Below are 20,041 nucleotides of genomic sequence, written 5' to 3'. Positions count from 1 at the left end.
AAAAGGACGAAACCATTATGCGTAAACAACTGATGATCCCTGCCCTGTTGGCCCTGAGCGTAGCGCTGGCGGCATGCTCCACCCCGCCTAACGCCAACCTGGAAAACGCCCGGACCAACTACTCGGCCCTGCAGGCCAACCCGCAGGCCACCAAGGTGGCGGCCCTGGAGACCAAGGACGCCAGCGAATGGCTGGACAAGGCCGACAAGGCCTACCTGAACAAGGAGGACGAAAAGAAGGTCGACCAACTGGCCTACCTGACCAACCAGCGGATTGAAGTGGCCAAGCAGACCATCGCCCTGCGCACCGCGGAAACCCAGCTCAAGGACGCCGGCGACCAGCGCGCCAAGGCGCTTCTCGATGCCCGCGACGCGCAGATCAAGCAACTGCAATCGAGCCTCAACGCCAAGCAGACCGACCGCGGTACGCTGGTGACCTTCGGTGACGTGCTGTTCGCCACCAACAAGGCCGACCTGAAGTCCAGCGGCCTGGTCAACATCAACAAGCTGGCGCAGTTCCTGCGCGACAACCCTGACCGCAAAGTGATAGTCGAAGGCTACACCGACAGTACCGGCAGCGCGGCCTACAACCAGTCGCTGTCCGAGCGTCGCGCCACTTCGGTACAGGTCGCCCTGATCAAGATGGGTGTCGATCCGGCACGCATCGTCGCCCAGGGTTATGGCAAGCAATACCCGGTTGCCGACAACGGTAGCGTTTCCGGGCGCGCCATGAACCGTCGCGTGGAAGTGACCATTTCCAACGACAACCAGCCGGTCGCGCCACGTTCGGCCATCAGCGCCAACTAAGCCCGGCCCCGCACGATAAACCGTGCACCCAATAAAAAGCCCCGCCTTGATCGGCGGGGCTTTTTTATCCGGCAACCGGATCGCGGCTTGCGCTGGCATGCCGAGCGGTCACTGCTCCAGCTTCGGGGTTTCCTGGCCCATGCAGCGCACGGCGCGCTTCTTGTTGTTGATCAGCACGCCCGTCAGCCCCTTCTGCTCGGTGTCGAACAGCACCAGCACGCCATCGATGCATTGCGCCACCTCGGCCGCCGGCTCCAGGGACACCTTGTAGTCTTCGCCGGGCACGGTCTTGAGCATGGTGAAATCGTTGAGCAGCAACGCATCCTCCGGCTTGGCGAAATGCAGGTAGCCGTAGTACCACAGGCACGCCACGGTGCCGATGATGCTGCAGATACCGGTGATGATCAGGGGGATAGCGTTACGTTCTTCGCTCATTGCGGACTCTCTGGAGGTTCTACGACTGGATTCAAAGGTGTGGGGTAATTGGGGATTTCGCCCAGGCGGCGCAGGCCGTTGAAATGCTGCGGGTCCTCAAGGTAACGCAACATCACCTGGCGCCAGACCGGGTCGGCGAAGGTCTGCACATGACCGCCTCGGGTCAGTTGCAGCACCCTGGGCGGGGGCGCAGCTTGATACAGACGGATGCCGTTGGAAAGCGGTACGAGGGAATCGTCGATGCTGTGGTAGATCAGCTTGGGCACGCCATCCAGGCGCGCCATGGCCTTGATCGCACTGTCGCCATCGGGCACCAGCCACGACAGCGGCACCTGGAACGGCCAGGTCATCCAGGACGTGCTCAGGGCAAAACGGCCCACCTCGCGGTAACTGGCTGGTACCCCGTCGAAGACAATGGCCTTGAGCTGGCGCTGGCGTTCCGGATGCTGCTCCACCAGATAGTGGATGGCCAGGGCGCCGCCCAGGCTCTGGCCCAGGACGATCAGCGGCTTGCCCTGGACCTCGGGCGCCCGGTCCAGCCACTGGAAGGCCGCGTCGACGTCCTGGTAGATCGCCGGCAGGCTCGGTTTGCCTTGCGACACCCCGTAGCCACGGTAGTCCACCAGCAGCACCTGGTAGCCCTGCTCCGGCAACCACCAGCTGCCGCCGAGGTGCCCGGACAGGTTGCCGCCATTGCCGTGCAGGTGCAGCACCGTGCCCTTGACCGGCACCCCGGCCTTGGCCGGCAGCCACCAGCCGTGCAAACGCGTACCGTCGGCGGCGGTCAGGGTGACGTCGCGGTAGTCGAGCCGGGCCTTGTCCGGAGTGAACGGCAGGCCCCGCTCGGGATAGAACAGCAGCGAGCTGCAACCGCTCAGGGTCAGCAGCAGGCAGACAATGCCGAGGACTCGCATCCGTTTGAAGCCTTATGCCGAGGGTGAAAAACGCCCCCTGTAGGAGCGAGCTTGCTCGCGATACGTGGTGTCAGGCACACCGCCATCGCGAGCAAGCTCGCTCCTACACAGGGGGTGGTTACAGGATGTTCGAGTAATCCGCCTCGATCCGGTCCAGGCTCAGGTGATTGAGGAAGTTGGAGAAGCACATCCACGCCGACAGCGCGTTCATGTCGCGGAACTGGTCCGGCAGGTACTTGGGCGGCACCACCAGGCCTTCGTCGACCAACTGGCGCAGGGTCCGCATGTCCTCCAGGGTGGTCTTGCCGCAGAACAGCAAAGGTATCTGCTCGAGCTTGCCCTTGCGCACGGCCAACTGAATGTAGTTGTAAACCATGATGAAGCCCTTGAGATAGGACAAGTCTTTGGTGAATGGCAGGCCCGTCGGCACCGAACCGCGGAACACCCGACTGGCATTGCCATAACTTTCAGCCATTTCGAAACCCTGCTCGCGGAAGAACTCGAACACCTGCAGGAAGTCCGCACCCTCCTCCACCATGTGAATGGCGCGAGTGCGGTTGGTCAGCTTGCGCAGACGGCTCGGGTAGGAGGCGAAGGTAATGATCTCCATCAGAATCGCCAGGCCTTCCTGGGTCACGGTCGACGAGGGCGGGCCCTTGGACAGGAAGGTGCAGATCGGCTGGTTCAGGCCGTTGAGGGTGGTGCCCACGTGGACCAGGCCTTCGTGGACTTCCAGGGCGCGCACATCGCGATCGTTGAACAGCGCGTCGGCGCGGATCTTGATGTAGTCGGCGCCGGCCGCCGCGTCCGCGACTATGCCATCGGACTCGAAGACCCGGATGGTTTCCTCGGCCTCGCCGAACACCTTGTTCAGCCGGCTTTGCAGCAGGTTCACCGCTTCCTTGGCGCTCAGGGTCTTGGGTTCGTCCTTGAGATCGCCACGGCCGTCGATATTGTTCAGGTAATCCGAGAGCATCAGGCCCAGGTCGGCCAGGGTCGGGTCGCCGGCATGAAAGGCGTCGGAGGCCGCGCCGTAGAGCTCCTGGGAAATCAGCCCGAAGTCCTCGGTGCCACGGGCCTCGAGCATCCGCACTACCATGCGGTACTCCTTGCACATGCGCCGCATGATCTGCCCCACCGGGTTGAACTGGCCCAGCTGCCGGGTGATGTCACGCTCGATGTTCTGGAACTCCAGCTTCACCGCGCTGGAGTCGAAAGACAGCGGCCGGCCTTCGTAATAGGCACGGTCCACCGCCGGCATTTCCTTGCCATTGGCCTTGAGGAAACCTTTGCGGATGTTGTCATCCCACTTCACCGCATCCAGTACGCGGATCGGCGTCTGTGCCAGCACAATGCGATCGGACAAGGTGCGTATCGTCTGCTGGTAATCGTCCACCCCAAAACTCCCGTTAAAACGTCTGTACTGCGTTTACTTGCCTGCCCGCTGGAAGCGCGCCGCCTCGACGAACACGTCGGAGTTGGCGGGATCGTCCAGATAGGCGAAAACCTGTGGCAGCGCGCTGTCGATCAGCACGCCCTCGCCGTCCTTGGTGTCGAACGGTTCGCCCCGCAGGGCGTTCTGCCCGCGGGCCTGATTGATCTGCTCGAGATCGAGCTGGTAGAGCACCAGCTCGTGTTCGTCGGTCAACTCGAAACCGGCGATGGTGAAGTGCCCACCCAGCGCCTGGGGCACCGCCGCCGAGAGATACCAGCGGCTGCCGTGGCGGGAAACGGTGAACTCGTAAGTATCGTGCTGCTGCGGCTTGGCCTTGACGGAAGTGACGGCCTTGTAGCGGTTGTTGCCGATACGGCTCAGCTGCAGGGTGAGCGGTTCGCCCCAGGCATTCTTGCTGGTCCATTTGCCGAGCAACGCCGCGGGCGCAGCCTGGTCGGCCGGCAAGGGTTCCTTGAAGGACACCAGGCAGCCGCTGAGCAGCAGGAACGACAAGGCGATCACAACGCGCCAGGCTTTCATTCAACACTCCCTATCAGCAGTCGACCCGTAGCCGCTAGCGCAGCCTGCGTTCGGGCGGGCGGATCACACCGAGGCCAATACCAGGTGCATGTACCGGGTCAGAATGCCCAGCATGTCCTCGTCGGCCAGAGGCTCTGCCCCGTTGAGCAGGCCCTGATATTCCATCCGTCCGATTATAGACGTCAACACTTTGGCATCCTGTTGCGGCTCGCGGGAACCCAATACCTGGAAAAACTGGCAGGTGCCCTGCAGCAGGATCTGCTGGTGGGAACGCACCAGCAACGCCAGGCGCGGGTTGAGCAGCGCTTCCTGGCGAAACGCCTGCTCGGCCATCAGATGCTCGCGGCGGTTGTGCAGTTGGCGCTGCACGTAATCGGCGGTCAGGCGCGCAATGTCATCGGCCAGTTGCGCGCGGGACTGCGGGCTGCCGTCGCCATAGGCGACCATCTCCCGCAGCAAGCCCTCGTTGTTGGCCCACAGCTTGGCCATGAAGGCGGCGCTGCGCTCGACGTATTGGGCAAAGGTATCGGTGAGCAGGTCATCGATATCCTTGAAGTAGTAGGTGGTGGCCGACAGCGGCACACCGGCTTCGGCGGCGACCGCGCGATGGCGCACGGCGCGCACGCCATCGCGCACGACGATGCGCATGGCCGCGTCGAGAATATCCTGGCGACGTTGCTCACTGCCCTGTCGGCTGGCCTTGCGGCCCTGGTACTGAACACTTTCAGCGACCGCAGTGGCGATGCCAGCTGCACCTTCTTGAGCAATTGCACGGTTCACGACAGGTATTCCTCTCACATAAAAAATGAAAAAAGCAGTACGTCAGTGCCACACAGACAATAAAAAGCCGCCTGTTAGCGGCGGCTTTTTATTCAACATATTTACGCTTGCGGCCGCATGTGCGGGAACAGGATCACGTCGCGGATCGACGGGGAGTTGGTCAGCAGCATCACCAGGCGGTCGATGCCGATACCTTCACCGGCGGTCGGCGGCATGCCGTACTCCAGGGCGCGAACGAAGTCGGCATCGTAGTGCATGGCTTCGTCGTCACCGGCGTCCTTGTCGGCCACCTGGGCCATGAAACGCTCGGCCTGGTCTTCCGCGTCGTTCAACTCGGAGTAGGCGTTGGCGATTTCGCGGCCACCGATGAACAGCTCGAAACGGTCGGTCACGTTCGGGTTCTCGTCGTTGCGACGGGCCAGCGGCGAGACTTCGAACGGGTACTGGGTAATGAAGTGCGGCTGCTCCAGCTTGTGCTCGACCAGCTCTTCGAAAATCATCACCTGCAGCTTGCCCAGGCCTTCGAAGCCGAGCACCTTGGCACCGGCCTTCTTGGCGATGGCGCGAGCCTTGTCGATGTCGTTCAGGTCCTCAAAGGTCAGCTCGGGGTTGTACTTGAGGATCGAGTCGAACACCGACAGGCGGGCGAACGGCTCGCCGAAGTGGAACACCTTGTCGCCGTACGGCACGTCGGTGCTGCCCAGGACCAATTGCGCCAGTTCGCGGAACAGCTCTTCGGTCAGGTCCATGTTGTCTTCGTAGTCGGCGTAGGCCTGGTAGAACTCCAACATGGTGAATTCAGGGTTGTGCCGGGTCGAAACGCCTTCGTTACGGAAGTTGCGGTTGATCTCGAACACTTTCTCGAAGCCACCGACCACCAGGCGCTTGAGGTACAGCTCCGGGGCGATACGCAGGAACATTTCCATGTCCAGGGCGTTGTGGTGGGTCTCGAACGGCTTGGCCGCCGCACCGCCGGGAATGGTCTGCAGCATCGGCGTTTCCACTTCCAGGAAATCACGCTTCATCAGGAAGCTGCGGATATGGGCGATGACTTGCGAACGTACGCGGAAGGTTTCGCGTACGTCTTCGTTGACGATCAGGTCGACGTAGCGCTGGCGATAGCGCTGCTCGGTGTCGGTCAGGCCGTGGTGCTTGTCCGGCAGCGGACGCAGCGACTTGGTCAGCAGGCGTACCTGGGTCATCTCGACGTACAGGTCGCCCTTGCCGGAACGGGCCAGGGTGCCTTCGGCGGCGATGATGTCGCCCAGGTCCCAGGTCTTGACCGCGTCCAGGGTTTCTTCCGGCAGGGTCTTGCGGTTGACGTAGACCTGGATCCGCCCGGTCATGTCCTGGATCACCATGAACGAGCCACGGTTGAGCATGATGCGACCGGCAACCTTGACCGGGATTGCAGCCTCGGCCAGCTCTTCCTTGGTCTTGTCCGCGTATTGCTTCTGCAGGTCGTTGCAGTAGTTGTCGCGGCGGAAGTCGTTCGGGAAGGCATTGCCCTTGGCGCGCTCGGCAGCAAGCTTTTCCTTGCGCAGGGCGATCAGGGTGTTTTCTTCCTGTTGCAGGGCCTGGTCGAGTTGTAGGTCGCTCATGTCTTTAAATTTTCCATCACAGGTACGTTGCCCCTTGCCTGTGGCAAGGGATCGCGGGCCAGCCTCGCTCCTACAGAAGCGCGCCGTGCCCGCGGCATGGGTGTCGCGGCTTACAGCCCCGATTTCAGGCTGGCCACCAGGTATTCGTCGATGTCGCCGTCGAGCACCTTGTCGCAGTCACTGCGTTCGATGTTGGTACGCAGATCCTTGATCCGCGAGGCATCGAGCACGTAGGAGCGGATCTGGTGACCCCAGCCGATGTCGGACTTGGTGTCTTCCAGCGCCTGGGAAGCGGCGTTGCGCTTCTGCATTTCCTGCTCGTACAACTTGGCCCGCAACATCTTCATGGCGGTGTCCTTGTTGGCGTGCTGGGAACGTTCGTTCTGGCAGCTGACCACGGTGTTGGTCGGTACGTGGGTGATACGCACGGCCGAGTCGGTGGTGTTTACGTGCTGGCCACCGGCACCGGAGGAACGATAGGTGTCGATGCGCAGGTCCGCCGGGTTGATCTCGATTTCCACCTTGTCGTCGATCTCGGGCGAGACGAATACGGCCGAGAACGAGGTGTGGCGGCGGGCGCCGGAGTCGAACGGACTCTTGCGCACCAGGCGGTGCACGCCGATCTCGGTGCGCAGCCAGCCAAAGGCGTACTCGCCCTTGATGTGCACGGTGGCGCCCTTGATCCCGGCGACTTCGCCTTCGGACAGTTCCATGATGGTGGCGTCGAAGCCACGCTTGGAGGCCCAGCGCAGGTACATGCGCAGCAGGATGTTGGCCCAGTCCTGGGCTTCGGTGCCGCCGGAGCCGGCCTGGATATCCAGGTAGGCGTTGTTCATGTCCATTTCGCCGCTGAACATGCGACGGAATTCCAGCTTGGCCAGGGCCTCGTCGAGACGGGTCAGTTCGGCGACCACATCGCCTACCGCGCCTTCGTCGTTCTCTTCGACGGCCATCTCCAGCAGATCGCGGCAATCGGCCAGGCCACCGGACAACTCGTCCAGGGTCTCGACGATCTGTGCCAGCGCAGAGCGCTCGCGGCCCAGTTCCTGGGCGTATTCAGGCTTGTTCCAGACGTTCGGATCTTCAAGCTCGCGGTTGACCTCGGTCAGACGCTCATGCTTTTGATCGTAGTCAAAGATACCCCCGAATAGTTTCGGAGCGCTCGGACAGGTCCTTGATAGTGTTAAGGATCGGGTTGATTTCCATGGCAGGCAGCACTCGTTGGCGAACTTTTGAAAGCCGGCGAGTATAACGTAATCAAGCTGGTGCGGCAGCCCGCCTGGCGGCTTTAGGCCCCCGCGGTGGCGGTTTTTTTCACTCGATCCCCACCTGATTGCGACCATTGTGCTTGGCCAGATACAGGCCTTTGTCGGCGGCCGAGATCAATTGCCGGCAACTGGTGCTCGGCTGCGGCGTCATGGTGGACAGGCCGATGCTGATGGTCAGGCTCGCCCCTTCGGTCGGCGCGATATGCGGAATCTTCAGCGCGGCCACGGTCTGGCGCAGTTTCTCGGCCACCAGCCGCGCCCCACCGGGCGAGGTGTTCGGCAGCACCAGGGCAAACTCCTCCCCGCCATAACGCGCCGGCAGATCCGACGGTCGGCTGCTGGCTTCGCGGATCGCCGTCGCCACCTTGCGCAGGGCTTCATCGCCTTCCAGATGACCGAAGTTGTCGTTGTAGGACTTGAAGTAATCGACATCGATCATCAGCAGCGACAACTGGGTCTGGTCGCGCATTGCCCGGCGCCATTCCAGCTCCAGGTACTCGTCGAAATGCCGGCGGTTGGACAGGCCGGTCAGGCCATCGGAGTTCATCAGGCGCTGCAGCACCAGGTTGGTATCGAGCAGCTGCTGCTGGCTGACCCGCAGTGCGCGATAGGCCGCGTCCCGCTGCAACAGGGTCATGTAGGAGCGCGAGTGGTAACGGATGCGCGCCACCAGCTCGATATTGTCCGGCAGTTTGACCAGGTAATCGTTGGCCCCGGCGGCGAAGGCCGCACTCTTGATCAGCGGGTCTTCCTTGGTCGAAAGCACGATGATCGGAATGTTCTGGGTCGCCGGGTGGTTGCGGTACTCGCGCACCAACGTCAACCCGTCCAGGCCCGGCATCACCAGGTCCTGCAGGATCACCGTCGGCTTGATGCGGATCGCCTGGGCAATGGCCTGGTGCGGGTCGGCACAAAAGTGGAAGTCGATGTTTTCTTCATTCGCCAACCCACGCCGCACAGCCTCACCGATCATTGCCTGGTCGTCGACCAGCAGCACCATCGCAGCATTTTCATCGGTCTTAAAATCGTCGAGCTGTAAATCATTCATGGGTTGTCACCTGAGTTGCTACCTGGCCAGGACAGCTGCGTTTGTCGGTCATTTGGCAAATATCTCCAGCAATCGTGGAGCGATCTTGTCCAGTGGGCGAATCTCTACGGCAGCGTCGATGGCAGCGGCCGCCTTGGGCATGCCATACACCGCACTACTCTCCTGGTCCTGGGCGATGGTCAGATAACCCTGGTCGCGCATCAGTTTCAGGCCCTGAGCGCCATCGCGGCCCATGCCGGTCAGCAGTACGCCGACCGCATCGCCATTCCAGTAACTGGCGACACTTTCAAAAAACACATCGATCGATGGCCGATAGATCTCGTTTACCGGCTCGGCGGTGTAGGCCAGGGTGCCGTTCTTCAACAGCCGGATATGGTGATTGGTCCCGGCCAGCAGTACCGTACCGCTCTGCGGTGGCTCGCCTTCGCGGGCCAGGCGCACCTTGAGCCTGGAGGCGCTGCTCAGCCATTCGGCCATGCCTGCGGCAAACACCTGGTCGACGTGCTGCACCAGCACGATGGCGGCCGGAAAATGGGCGGGCAGCCCCTTGAGCAACACTTCCAGCGCCGCCGGGCCACCGGCGGACGAGCCGATCGCCACCAGGCCCTGGCGTTGCGCCATGGTGCGCATCGGCACCGGCGCCGAACGCACGTGGTTGCCGCGCTGCTGGCCGATCAGCCAGCCGATATTGAGGATCTTGCGCAGTAAAGGCGCCGCCGCTTCCTGCGCATTGCCGGCCCCCAGGGCCGGTGTATCGACCACGTCCAGCGCGCCATGTCCCATGGCCTCGAACACCCGATGCACGTTCTGCTGGCGATCCACCGTGACGATCACGATAGCGCAAGGGGTTTCGGCCATGATCCGGCGGGTCGCCTCCACGCCGTCCATCACCGGCATGATCAGGTCCATCAGGATCAGGTCGGGCGTCAGCTGCGCGCAGTACTCGACCGCCTCGGCGCCATTGGTCGCGACCCACACCACTTCATGCGCGGGTTCGAAGGCCAGGGCCCGGCGCAGGGCCTCCACGGCCATGGGCATGTCATTGACGATCGCGATTTTCATGCCCGCGCTCCTCCAATCAGCTCCACCACCGCATCCAGCAGGGCGTCATCATGGAAACTGGCTTTGGCTAGATAATAGTCGGCCCCGGCATCCAGTCCACGGCGCCGGTCCTCTTCGCGATCCTTGTAGGAAACCACCATCACCGGCAACGACTGCAGGCGATTGTCACGGCGCAGGAGTGTGACCAATTCAATCCCATCCATTCGGGGCATATCGATGTCGGTGATCAGCAGGTCGAAGTCTTCCGAACGCAAGGCGTTCCAGCCATCCATGCCGTCGACGGCGACCGCTACGTCATAACCACGGTTGAGCAAAAGCTTGCGTTGCAGCTCACGCACGGTGAGCGAGTCGTCGACCACCAGGATGCGCTTGCGCGCCGTCTCGGCCTGATGGCGGTTGTGCCGGGCGATGCGTTCCAGGCGGCCAGTATTGAGCAGCTTGTCCACCGAACGCAGCATGTCCTCGACGTCGACGATCAGCACCACCGAGCCGTCATCGAGCAAGGCTCCGGCGGAAATGTCCTGGACCTTGCCCAGGCGGTCGTCCAGCGGCAGCACCACCAGGGTCCGCTCGCCGATGAAACGCTCGACCGCCACGCCGTAGACCGCGTCGCGCTCGCGAATCACCACGACCTTGAGCGTGGATTCATTGTTCTGCCCCGCCGGGCGTTGCAGCAACTGGCTGGCCGCGACCAGGCCGACGTGGCGGCCTTCGTGCCAGAAATGCTGGCGTCCTTCCAGCTGGACAATGTCGTCGGGCTCCAGATCGCACATGCGTTCGATATGCGCCAGCGGGAAGGCATAGGCCTCTTCGCCGACCTCCACCACCAGGCTGCGCACCACCGACAGGGTCAGCGGCACTTCGAGGTGGAAACGACTGCCCTGCCCCGCCACCTGCTCCAGCTGCACCGCGCCACGCAACTGACGCACCATGTGCTGCACCGCGTCCAGGCCGACACCGCGCCCGGAGACCTCGGTGACCTTGTCCCGCAGGCTGAAGCCCGGCAGGAACAGGAAGGTCAGCAGCTCTTCTTCGCTCAGCTGGTCAGCGGTCTCGGCGGGGGACAACTGGCGCTCGACGATGCTCTGGCGCACCCGTTCCAGGTCGACGCCATTACCGTCATCGCTCAGCTCCAGCACCAGCAGCCCGGCCTGGTGGGAAGCGCGCAGGCGAATCAGGCCCTCGGCCGGCTTGCCCGCCAGCAGCCGCTGTTCGGGCGTTTCGATGCCGTGATCGACCGCGTTGCGCAGCAGGTGGGTCAGCGGCGCCTCGAGTTTTTCCAGCACGTCGCGATCGACCTGGGTCTTCTCGCCCTCGACCTCCAGGCGAACCTGTTTGCCCAGGCTGCGCCCGAGGTCGCGAACCATCCGCACCTGGCCCACCAGCACATCGGCGAACGGCCGCATGCGACAGGCCAGCGCGGTGTCGTAGAGCACCTGGGCACGCTGGCTGGCCTGCCAGCCGAATTCATCCAGCTCGGCGGTTTTCTCCGTCAGCACCTGCTGGGATTCCGCCAGCAGGCGTCGCGCATCTTCCAGGGCTTCGAGGGCCTCCAGGCCCAGCACCTGCTCCTTGAGATGCCCATTGAGGTTTTCCAAAGCGCGCAGGCCGTTGCTCTGCAGGCGCTTGAGGCGCTGCAGAGCCGCCAGGTAGGGCTTCAGGCGCTGGGTTTCCACCAGCGACTTGCTCGACAGGTCGAGCAGGCTGTTCAGGCGTTCGGCCGTGACCCGCAACACCCGTTCGCCCCCCTCGGCGAGCTTCTTGCCCTTGTGCGTAATCGCCGCGGCTGTCTCTTGCAGCGTTTCCTGCAATACCTCCTGCGGCATCTCGAACGGCGGGACCTGTGGTTCGGGTTCGACCCGCGGGGCTTGCAGTTGCAGCTCGGCCATGGGCGGCAGGTGCGGCTCGATCCGGGGCAGGACAACGCCCGCAGGCGCCGCGCCCGGCGAGCCGACCAACTGCTCCATAAGCGCCACGTAGGCGGCAATGTCCTGCTCACTGACCTCGCTGCCCGGCGTGGCGATGCGCATCAGGAAATCGGTGCCCTGCAGCAGCGCATCGATATGTTCGGGACGCAGGTACAGCCGCCCTTCCTGGGCGCTGACCAGGCAATCTTCCATCACATGGGCCACGCTGACCCCGGCGTCGACCCCGACGATCCGCGCCGCGCCCTTGAGCGAGTGGGCGGCGCGCATGCAGGCTTCCAGCTGGTCGGCCTGGGTCGGATTGCGCTCCAGCGCCAGCAGGCCGGCACTGAGCACCTGGGTCTGGGCTTCGGCTTCCAGGCTGAAGAGTTCGAGCAGCGAGGCGTCGCGCATTTGATCGGGGGTCATGTCAGGCTCCGGGTCACGGCGGACAGCAACTGCTCTTCATCCAGCCAACGCAGGCTGCGGCCCTTCCATTGCAGGACGCCACGGGTGTACTTGGCACTGGCCTGCTGGCCGGAAACCGCGGCGGCGTCCAGGGTACGCTCGTCGATGGCATGGATGCCCTCCACCTCGTCCACCGGCACCACCACCGGGCCGCCCTGGGCGGCGATGATCAGCATCCGCGGAATCACCCGCGCTCCCGACACGACCGTGCTGGTGGAGTCCAGCCCCAGCAGCTCCACCAACGACAGGCACGCCACCAGCGCACCACGCACATTCGCCACGCCCAGCAAGGCTCGCGAGCGCTGGTGCGGCAAGGAATGGATCGGCTGCAGCGGCGCCACTTCCACCAGGCAACGGGTGGCAATGCCCAGCCATTCCTCGCCCAGGCGGAACATCAATAACGAACGGGTGACGACATCCGTATCGGCCTCGACCGCTTGCTCATGGCGCTCCTGCTGCAATGCATAGCGGTCGAGCAGGCGGGTGGCCGCGGCGGAATACACCGAGCAATTGCGGCAATGCACATGCCCGGCCAGCAACGGGCAACTCTTGTCGCCGTGGATACCGATACGGTTCCAGCAATCGTCGATGGCCTGTGCATCTTCGTGGGTCACGTTCAACGAAACAGAGCCGCTCATGATTTACGCTCACTGTCTGCTGCACGGCCGCTGCGGGCCGCGCGCTCCTGCAATCGACGGGCACCGGCGACGTCGCCCTGGGAAGCCAGCAAGGCGGCCAGGTGCGCCAGCGCTTCGGCGTGCTGCGGATCCAGGTACAGGGCCTTGCGATAGAAACCCTGGGCTTCCAGGGCGCTGCCCGCCACGTCGCTGAGCAGCCCCAGCCAATAGAACACCTGCGCCACCGGCTCGTGGGTGTCCAGGTAATGCTCGCAAGCCACCCGGGCCTCTGCGCTTTTGCCTTCGTTGGCCAGGGCCGCGATGCTCGCCAGCAACGTCGTGGCATCGCTGGTCGGCCTGGTCGGCGCGGGGCGTTGGCTCGCCACGGCGGCACTGGAGAACGGTCGGCTGCGCACGGGAGGCGCGATGCTGCGCACCGGCTGGCGCGCCGGCAATGCGCTTGGGACAAAGGCCGGCGCGGGTTCGGGCTCGGGTTCGTTATGCCGGCTGAAGGCAAAGGACTGGGCAATGCCGATCGAGCGCATGCCCAGGCGGCCCAGCAGGCTGCCTTCGGCCGGGCCGATGAACAGCACGCCGTCGACATGCGTCAGGCGCTTGAGCACTTCGAACACCTGGCGCTGGGTCGGCTGATCGAAATAGATCAGCAGGTTGCGACAGAAGACAAAATCGTAGGGCGGCTCATTGGCCAGCAAGGTCGGGTCCAGCAGGTTGCCGACCTGCAGGCGCACCTGCTCGCGCACCCGCTCGCTAAGGCTGTAGCGCTCATCTTCGGCGATGAAATGCCGTTCGCGAAAATCGCTGTGCTGGCCGCGAAAGGAGTTCTTGCCATACACCGCCTGCCTGGCCCGCTCGACCGACAGCGGGCTGACATCGAACCCTTCGACCTTGAACTGATGAGGGGCCAGCCCGGCATCGAACAGGGCCATGGCAATCGAGTACGGCTCCTCGCCGGTGGAACACGGCAGGCTGAGGATGCGCAAGGCCCGCATGCCCTTGAGTTCGGCAAGCCGCGAGCGCGCGAGTTTGGCCAGGGTCGCAAAGGATTCCGGGTAACGGAAAAACCAGGTTTCCGGAACGATCACCGCTTCGATCAGGGCCTGCTGTTCATCCCGCGAGCCTTGCAGGGTCTGCCAGTAATGGTCGGCGCTGGGCGCCTGCTGGGCGATGCTGCGCTGGCGTACCGCGCGCTCGATGATCGCCGGGCCCACCGAGGCCACATCGAGGCCGATGCGCTCCTTGAGAAAATCGAAAAATCGCTGGTCGCTGCTCATGACGACTCCCCGAGCAACGCCGGATCCAGCGGCAGCGAGGGAAACAGCAGCGCACGCACCTCGGAATCCAGCAGATCGTCGACACGCACCCATTGCAGCAGGCCCTGGGCGTCTTCGTAGACCGGGCCCAGGTACGGCGCATTGCGGTTATCCAGGCCGTAGGCCTTGAAGTCCTGCGGATTGCAACGCAGGGTGTCAGTGGCCTGCTCGAGGATCAGCCCCAGCAACTGAGCGGGCTGTGCCGCCTGCGGGCGGTAATGCACCAGCACCAGGCGGGTGCTGGTGCGCTCCTGCGCCGGCTCGCCAAAGGTCAGGGCACTCAGGTCGAGCACCGGCACCACCGCGCCGCGATGGGCGAAGACCCCGGCCACCCAGGACGGCGCCCGGGGAATCGGCTTGAGTTGCAGGCGCGGCAATACCTCGACCACCTCGATGGCCTGCAAGGCGTAACGTTCGGTGCCGATGCGGAACACCAGGAACAGTGCGTCTTTCGTCGCCGTCCCTGCGCCGCCTTTCGCTGCGAGCTCGTTCATCAGACTTTGAAACGCGAGACGCCGCTGCGCAGCCCCACCGCCACCTGGCTCAGTTCATCGATGGCGAAACTGGCCTGGCGCAGCGACTCGACGGTCTGGCTGCTGGCATCGCCCAGTTGCACCAGGGCGTGGTTGATCTGCTCGGCACCGGTGGCCTGGGCCTGCATGCCCTCGTTGACCATCAACACCCGCGGCGCCAGGGCCTGGACCTGATGGATGATCTGCGACAGCTGCTCGCCGACCTGCTGCACCTCGGCCATGCCGCGGCGCACTTCTTCGGAGAACTTGTCCATGCCCATGACCCCGGCCGAGACCGCCGACTGGATCTCCCGGACCATTTGCTCGATATCGTAGGTGGCGACCGCGGTCTGGTCCGCCAGGCGCCGCACTTCAGTGGCCACCACGGAAAAGCCGCGCCCGTACTCGCCGGCTTTCTCGGCTTCGATCGCGGCGTTGAGCGACAGCAGGTTGGTCTGGTCGGCGACCTTGACGATGGTCACCACCACCTGATTGATGTTGCCGGCCTTCTCATTGAGGATCGCCAGCTTGGCGTTGACCAGGTCGGCCGCGCCCATCACCGAATGCATGGTTTCTTCCATCCGCGCCAGGCCCTGCTGGCCGGAGCCAGCCAGCACCGAAGCCTGGTCGGCGGCGGTGGAGACTTCGGTCATGGTGCGCACCAGATCGCGAGAGGTGGCCGCGATTTCCCGGGAGGTCGCACCGATTTCGGTGGTGGTCGCCGCGGTCTCGGTAGCGGTCGCCTGTTGCTGCTTGGAGGTGGCGGCGATCTCGGTGACCGAGGTGGTGACCTGGACCGAGGAGCGCTGCGCCTGGGACACCAGGGAGTTGAGCTCGGTCATCATGTCGTTGAAGCCGGTTTCCACGGCACCGAATTCGTCCTTGCGATCCAGGTTCAGGCGGCTGGTCAGATCGCCCGTGCGCATGACGTCGAGGATCTTCACGATACGGTTCATCGGCGCCATGATCGCGCGCATCAGCAACAGGCCACACAGGCCCGCCGCCAGCACCGCCACCAGCAGGGAAACGCCCATGGTGACTTTGGCCGCGGCCACCGCATCGTCGATCTGCAAGGCGGCCGAATCGGCGACCCCCTTGTTCTCGTCGATAATGTCGTTGAGTTTCATCCGACCGGCGATCCAGGTGGGCGTCAACTGGTCATGGAACACGCGGACAGCCTCGGCTTCCTGATTACGCCGATGCAGATCCAGGACCATGGCCTGGATCTTGAGAAATTCCTGATGGCGTTTTTCAAACTCGTCGAACTCCAGCTGGTCGGTCTCACCGCGAAGCGTTTCCTTGTAGCTGGCCATGTATTTCTGCAGGCGTTGCTCGAAGCTTTTGAAATCGGCCTCGTCCTTGGCACTGACGCCCTTGCCTTCGTTCAGGCCGATGATTTCCTGGGTATGCAGGAAACTGTCGACCCACGAACCGCGAATCATCGAACTGAAATAGACCCCGGGAATGGCATCGGAGCGCATGCGGTCTTCGCCGGCCTCGATCTTCAACAAACGGGAGTACGAGGCTATGACCATCAGCAGCATGATGGTGATAATCACCGCAAAGCTCGCCAAAATGCGTTGGCGCAACGTCCAGTTCTTCACAGTCAGTCCTCGGGGCCATTCAAATGGTGGGGAGTATAGCCGAGGGCGTGCCATCATTTATCAGCGTATTGCGCACCACGTCTCACTCAGAGCGAAAGGCAGGGTCCGCTCTGGAGAGCTACTTTCCGCCAGATGACTCGAGCGCCGCCAGTGATGATCCGGCACAAGCAGAGGGCATTTCTGCCATCAAAGAGGGCGTGCGAAGCTTTCTCCAGCGCACGCCCGACTGGCGTCAAAGATTGGCCTGGCGCACCTGTTTTTCCAGTTCGAGTTTCAACCCCGGCTCCAGCTTGAGTTGACGCGCCAACTCATCCAGATAGGCCTTTTCCATGAAGTTTTCCTCGTCCACCAGCATCACGCTGGCGACGTACATTTCCGCGGCCATTTCCGGGGTGCCGGCGGCCCGCGCCACATCCGCCGGGTCCAAGGGTTTGTTGAGTTCGGCGTGCAGCCAGTGCTGCAGTTCCTGATCGTTGTCCAGCCGGATGAACTCACCTTCGATCAGGGCGCGCTCGCGCTCGTCGATATGGCCATCGGCCTTGGCTGCTGCCACCAGCGCCTTGAGGATCGCCTGGCTGTGTTGTTCGACCTGCTGCACGGGCAGGCGATCGAGAGTCTGCGGCTCGCTTTTCGGTGCACCGGCCTGCTGCGCCTGCCAGTTTCCGTAGGCCTTGTAGGCGATCACGCCCAACGCCGCCAGGCCGCCATAGGTCAGCGCCTTGCCGCCGAATTTGCGGGCTTTTTTATTGCCCAGCAGCAGGCCCATGGCGCCGGCCGCCAACGCCCCGCCGCCAGCACCGGACAACAGGCTGCCGAGCCCGCCGGAACCGCCACCGAGCAACCCGCCCAGCGCGCCCTTGTCGGCAGCGGATGCCTTGTTCTGCTGCGCCCCTGCCTTGTTCTGCAACAGGTCCTGGCCAGACTTGAGCAATTGATCGAGCAATCCACGGGTGTTCATCCAAACCTCCAGCAACTAATAAGGCCACCAGCCTAGATCGAAGTGCCCCGATCCTGGGCTCGAGTGTGCTTCCAGATGTTGCTTCACCAGGCCCGGTCGTATGCCTGGGCAGCCCTTCGATTAAAAAGATATACACTCGAAAAAATCGATAAAACCGCCTGACCGGTGATTGCCCATGATGACTTTGCGCCAGATCCGTCACTTCATCGCCGTGGCCGAGACCGGCTCGATCTCGTCTGCCGCCCAGGCGGTGTTCATTTCCCAGTCGACCCTGACCCTGGCGATCCAGCAGCTCGAACAGGAAATCGGCGTCAACCTGTTCAACCGCCACGCCAAGGGCATGACCCTGACTCACCAGGGCCACCAGTTCCTGCGCCAGGCGCACCTGATCCTGGCCACGGTCGACAATGCCAAGCGCAGCCTGCAACAGAGCACCGACCAGGTGGCCGGCCAGTTGATCGTCGGCGTGACCAGCCTGGTCGCCGGTTACTACCTGGCGGACTTGCTCACACGTTTCCAGCGCGCCTACCCCAATGTGGAAATCCGCGTGATGGAGGATGAGCGCCCCTACATCGAGCACTTGTTGGTCAGCGGCGAAATCGACGTCGGGGTATTGATCCTCTCCAATCTCGAGGACCGCCACGCCCTGCAGACCGAAGTGCTGACCCACTCCCCCCACCGCCTGTGGCTGCCCGCCCAGCACCCGCTGCTGGAACACGACAGCATCAGCCTGGCGGATGTCGCTCGCGAGCCGCTGATCCAGCTCAACGTCGATGAAATGGACCGCAATGCCCAGCGCCTGTGGTCCGGCGCCGGCCTGCAACCGCGCATCACCCTGCGCACCGCCTCCACCGAAGCGGTGCGCAGCCTGGTGGCGGCCGGGCTTGGGGTGTCGATCCAGCCGGACATGACCTATCGCCCCTGGTCGCTGGAGGGCGACATCATCGAGGCCCGGCCCATCGCCGACCTCAGCCAGACCCTCGATGTCGGCCTGGCCTGGCGCCGGGGCACGGCGCGCCCGGCGCTGGTCGACCCGTTCCTGACCGTGGCTCGTGAACAGCCCCACGGCGGGCGCAAGCCATCTATTTAATCGAATGCTGCATTCAGTATTTGGTATTTGTCGAGCACCGGCCCCGCCACTAGTCTCTGATCATCCGTCCAGAGAGGGCCGGGCCTCCGTCACTGGAGAGCACCATGGCCATACAAGAAAAGAGAACCCGGAAAATGGCTGGCGCGCAGACTCCGCTGTCCACCGCTTTGTTGATCGATGGCGAATTGGTCGCCGGCCAGGGGCTTGTCGAACCTATCCTCAACCCGGCCACCGGCGAAGTGCTGACCCGGATCGCCGAGGCCAGCAGCGAACAGGTGGAAGGCGCGATCCTCGCCGCCCACCGCGCCTTTACCGACTGGTCGCGCACCACGCCCCAGCAACGCTCGAACATCCTCCTGGCGATTGCCGATGCCGTGGAAAAGCAGGCCGACCACCTGGCCCGCCTGGAATCGCTGAACTGCGGCAAGCCGCTGCACCTGGCGCGCCAGGACGATCTGGGCGCCACCGTCGACGTGTTCCGTTTTTTTGCCGGCGCCGTGCGCTGCCAGACCGGCCAGCTCGCCGGCGAGTACCTGCCGGGCTACACCAGCATGGTGCGGCGCGACCCTATCGGCGTGGTGGCGTCGATCGCGCCGTGGAACTACCCGATCATGATGGCCGCCTGGAAGATCGCTCCGGCCCTGGCCGCCGGCAATACCCTGGTGTTCAAGCCGTCGGAGCATACCCCGCTGTCGATCCTGGCCCTGGCGCCGACCCTGGCCGAACTGCTGCCGCGCGGCGTGCTGAACATTGTCTGCGGCGGTGGCGAAGGCGTGGGCAGCCACCTGGTCAGCCACCCCAAGGTACGCATGGTGTCGCTGACCGGCGATATCGTCACCGGGCAGAAGATCCTCCAGGCCGCCTCGAAAACCCTGAAACGCACGCACCTGGAACTGGGCGGCAAGGCCCCGGTGATCGTCTGCAACGACGCCGACCTGCAGGCCGTGGTCGAGGGTGTGCGCAACTACGGCTATTACAACGCCGGGCAGGACTGCACCGCGGCCTGCCGGATCTATGCCCAGGGCGGAATCCATGACCGTCTGGTGGCCGAACTGGGCGCCGCCGTGAGCAGCCTGCGGTTCGCCGGCAAGCGCGATGCCGACAACGAGATCGGCCCGCTGATCAGCACTCGCCAGCGCGACCGAGTGGCCAGCTTCGTCGAACGCGCCCTGGGCCAACCGCATATCGAACGGGTGACCGGCGCGGCGGTGCATTCGGGCGCCGGCTTCTATTACCAGCCGACCCTGCTGGCCGGCTGTCGGCAGCAGGATGAAATCGTCCAGCGCGAAGTGTTCGGCCCGGTGGTCACCGTCACCCGTTTCGACGAGCTGGCGCAGGCAGTGGACTGGGCCAACGACTCGGAATACGGCCTGGCCTCGTCGGTCTGGACCCAGAACCTGGACAAGGCCATGCAGGTGGCGGCCCGCCTGCAATATGGCTGCACCTGGATCAACAGCCATTTCATGCTGGCCAGCGAAATGCCCCACGGCGGCTTGAAACGCTCCGGCTACGGCAAGGACCTGTCCAGCGATTCGCTGCAGGACTACAGCGTGGTGCGCCACATCATGGCCCGCCACGGCAATGACCTGGAATAACGGCACTAAGCTGATAACAAGCCCTTAGGGCGCGCTCCACCACGTTCACAACTGCCCCGACCATAATTTGAAG

The 20,041-nt window shown here is 63.6% G+C and carries 18 protein-coding genes; 3 read left to right on the top strand and 15 right to left on the bottom strand.

The window, feature by feature from the left end; translation table 11 throughout:
* Positions 1–17: 17 nt before the first annotated feature.
* Positions 18–806, top strand: coding sequence for a lipotoxin F family OmpA-related lipoprotein LptF (lptF, locus tag AC3RCP_RS06835; RefSeq protein WP_101336943.1), 789 nt, complete (start codon positions 18–20; stop codon positions 804–806).
* Between the two features lie 108 nt (positions 807–914).
* Here the strand turns inward: lptF and AC3RCP_RS06830 are convergent, their stop codons facing one another.
* The 15 genes from AC3RCP_RS06830 to AC3RCP_RS06760 form a co-directional block, all read right to left on the bottom strand.
* Positions 915–1,241 (bottom strand): PA3694 family proteiin, encoded by a 327-nt coding sequence (locus tag AC3RCP_RS06830; protein WP_007927965.1) that lies wholly within the window; start codon positions 1,239–1,241, stop codon positions 915–917.
* Positions 1,238–2,155, bottom strand: coding sequence for an alpha/beta hydrolase (locus AC3RCP_RS06825; protein WP_101336942.1), 918 nt, complete (start codon positions 2,153–2,155; stop codon positions 1,238–1,240). The genes AC3RCP_RS06830 and AC3RCP_RS06825 overlap by 4 nt, the downstream gene beginning before the upstream one ends.
* Before the next feature lie 118 nt (positions 2,156–2,273).
* On the bottom strand, positions 2,274–3,551 hold the full coding sequence (locus AC3RCP_RS06820; RefSeq protein ID WP_007927969.1) for a flavohemoglobin expression-modulating QEGLA motif protein: 1,278 nt from the start codon (positions 3,549–3,551) through the stop codon (positions 2,274–2,276).
* 33 nt (positions 3,552–3,584) lie between these two features.
* Entirely contained in the window at positions 3,585–4,130 is a 546-nt protein-coding gene (locus AC3RCP_RS06815; RefSeq protein WP_087091360.1) for a hypothetical protein, read from the bottom strand.
* A gap of 63 nt (positions 4,131–4,193) precedes the next feature.
* Positions 4,194–4,910, bottom strand: a complete 717-nt coding sequence (locus tag AC3RCP_RS06810) for a TetR/AcrR family transcriptional regulator (RefSeq protein WP_007927974.1) — start codon at positions 4,908–4,910, stop codon at positions 4,194–4,196.
* A 101-nt stretch (positions 4,911–5,011) separates the two neighbouring features.
* The gene (gene lysS / locus AC3RCP_RS06805) at positions 5,012–6,511 is read right to left on the bottom strand and encodes a lysine--tRNA ligase (RefSeq protein WP_007927975.1); all 1,500 of its coding nucleotides are present in this window, start codon (positions 6,509–6,511) and stop codon (positions 5,012–5,014) included.
* A gap of 110 nt (positions 6,512–6,621) precedes the next feature.
* Positions 6,622–7,717 (bottom strand): peptide chain release factor 2 gene (gene prfB / locus AC3RCP_RS06800; protein ID WP_097136878.1). Its coding sequence is split into 2 segments (ribosomal slippage): positions 6,622–7,644 and positions 7,646–7,717, totalling 1,095 coding nucleotides; the frame shifts between segments, so codons are not numbered across the junction.
* Positions 7,718–7,825: 108 nt separating this feature from the next.
* Entirely contained in the window at positions 7,826–8,827 is a 1,002-nt protein-coding gene (locus AC3RCP_RS06795) for a response regulator (protein WP_007927977.1), read from the bottom strand.
* Positions 8,828–8,875: 48 nt separating this feature from the next.
* On the bottom strand, positions 8,876–9,889 hold the full coding sequence (locus tag AC3RCP_RS06790) for a chemotaxis response regulator protein-glutamate methylesterase (protein WP_007927978.1): 1,014 nt from the start codon (positions 9,887–9,889) through the stop codon (positions 8,876–8,878).
* Positions 9,886–12,222, bottom strand: coding sequence for a hybrid sensor histidine kinase/response regulator (locus AC3RCP_RS06785; RefSeq protein ID WP_492569376.1), 2,337 nt, complete (start codon positions 12,220–12,222; stop codon positions 9,886–9,888). Before AC3RCP_RS06785 ends, AC3RCP_RS06790 begins: the two co-directional genes overlap by 4 nt.
* A complete protein-coding gene (locus tag AC3RCP_RS06780) occupies positions 12,219–12,899 on the bottom strand; it encodes a chemotaxis protein CheW (protein ID WP_101336940.1) in 681 nt (226 codons plus the stop codon). The genes AC3RCP_RS06785 and AC3RCP_RS06780 overlap by 4 nt, the downstream gene beginning before the upstream one ends.
* On the bottom strand, positions 12,896–14,170 hold the full coding sequence (locus AC3RCP_RS06775; protein WP_492569374.1) for a CheR family methyltransferase: 1,275 nt from the start codon (positions 14,168–14,170) through the stop codon (positions 12,896–12,898). Before AC3RCP_RS06775 ends, AC3RCP_RS06780 begins: the two co-directional genes overlap by 4 nt.
* Positions 14,167–14,703: a chemotaxis protein CheW gene (locus AC3RCP_RS06770; RefSeq protein ID WP_492569372.1), complete on the bottom strand. Its 537-nt coding sequence runs from the start codon at positions 14,701–14,703 to the stop codon at positions 14,167–14,169. The genes AC3RCP_RS06775 and AC3RCP_RS06770 overlap by 4 nt, the downstream gene beginning before the upstream one ends.
* The gene (locus AC3RCP_RS06765) at positions 14,703–16,325 is read right to left on the bottom strand and encodes a methyl-accepting chemotaxis protein (RefSeq protein ID WP_101336937.1); all 1,623 of its coding nucleotides are present in this window, start codon (positions 16,323–16,325) and stop codon (positions 14,703–14,705) included. The genes AC3RCP_RS06770 and AC3RCP_RS06765 overlap by 1 nt, the downstream gene beginning before the upstream one ends.
* A 232-nt stretch (positions 16,326–16,557) precedes the next feature.
* Positions 16,558–17,283, bottom strand: coding sequence for a tellurite resistance TerB family protein (locus AC3RCP_RS06760; protein WP_492569371.1), 726 nt, complete (start codon positions 17,281–17,283; stop codon positions 16,558–16,560).
* Positions 17,284–17,458: 175 nt separating this feature from the next.
* On the opposite strand from AC3RCP_RS06760, the gene AC3RCP_RS06755 reads away from it, so the two are divergent.
* The gene (locus AC3RCP_RS06755; protein WP_037035125.1) at positions 17,459–18,373 is read left to right on the top strand and encodes a LysR family transcriptional regulator; all 915 of its coding nucleotides are present in this window, start codon (positions 17,459–17,461) and stop codon (positions 18,371–18,373) included.
* 104 nt (positions 18,374–18,477) lie between these two features.
* Positions 18,478–19,968, top strand: a complete 1,491-nt coding sequence (locus tag AC3RCP_RS06750; protein WP_081002215.1) for a gamma-aminobutyraldehyde dehydrogenase — start codon at positions 18,478–18,480, stop codon at positions 19,966–19,968.
* Positions 19,969–20,041: the final 73 nt, after the last annotated feature.

This window comes from Pseudomonas sp. GW822-FHT05A08, assembly GCF_058800485.1.
This window is presented reverse-complemented; position numbering and strand designations above follow the sequence as displayed.

Bases quoted from the DNA above. Each gene is read 5' to 3' on its own strand.
- AC3RCP_RS06790 (WP_007927978.1), bottom strand. From the start codon at position 9,889: ATGAAAATCGCGATCGTCAATGACATGCCCATGGCCGTGGAGGCCCTG.
- AC3RCP_RS06760 (WP_492569371.1), bottom strand. From the start codon at position 17,283: ATGAACACCCGTGGATTGCTCGATCAATTGCTCAAGTCTGGCCAGGAC.
- AC3RCP_RS06785 (WP_492569376.1), bottom strand. From the start codon at position 12,222: ATGACCCCCGATCAAATGCGCGACGCCTCGCTGCTCGAACTCTTCAGC.
- AC3RCP_RS06755 (WP_037035125.1), top strand. From the start codon at position 17,459: ATGATGACTTTGCGCCAGATCCGTCACTTCATCGCCGTGGCCGAGACC.
- AC3RCP_RS06770 (WP_492569372.1), bottom strand. From the start codon at position 14,703: ATGAACGAGCTCGCAGCGAAAGGCGGCGCAGGGACGGCGACGAAAGAC.
- lptF (WP_101336943.1), top strand. From the start codon at position 18: ATGCGTAAACAACTGATGATCCCTGCCCTGTTGGCCCTGAGCGTAGCG.
- AC3RCP_RS06780 (WP_101336940.1), bottom strand. From the start codon at position 12,899: ATGAGCGGCTCTGTTTCGTTGAACGTGACCCACGAAGATGCACAGGCC.
- AC3RCP_RS06795 (WP_007927977.1), bottom strand. From the start codon at position 8,827: ATGAATGATTTACAGCTCGACGATTTTAAGACCGATGAAAATGCTGCG.
- AC3RCP_RS06750 (WP_081002215.1), top strand. From the start codon at position 18,478: ATGGCCATACAAGAAAAGAGAACCCGGAAAATGGCTGGCGCGCAGACT.
- lysS (WP_007927975.1), bottom strand. From the start codon at position 6,511: ATGAGCGACCTACAACTCGACCAGGCCCTGCAACAGGAAGAAAACACC.
- AC3RCP_RS06815 (WP_087091360.1), bottom strand. From the start codon at position 4,130: ATGAAAGCCTGGCGCGTTGTGATCGCCTTGTCGTTCCTGCTGCTCAGC.
- AC3RCP_RS06830 (WP_007927965.1), bottom strand. From the start codon at position 1,241: ATGAGCGAAGAACGTAACGCTATCCCCCTGATCATCACCGGTATCTGC.
- AC3RCP_RS06825 (WP_101336942.1), bottom strand. From the start codon at position 2,155: ATGCGAGTCCTCGGCATTGTCTGCCTGCTGCTGACCCTGAGCGGTTGC.
- AC3RCP_RS06775 (WP_492569374.1), bottom strand. From the start codon at position 14,170: ATGAGCAGCGACCAGCGATTTTTCGATTTTCTCAAGGAGCGCATCGGC.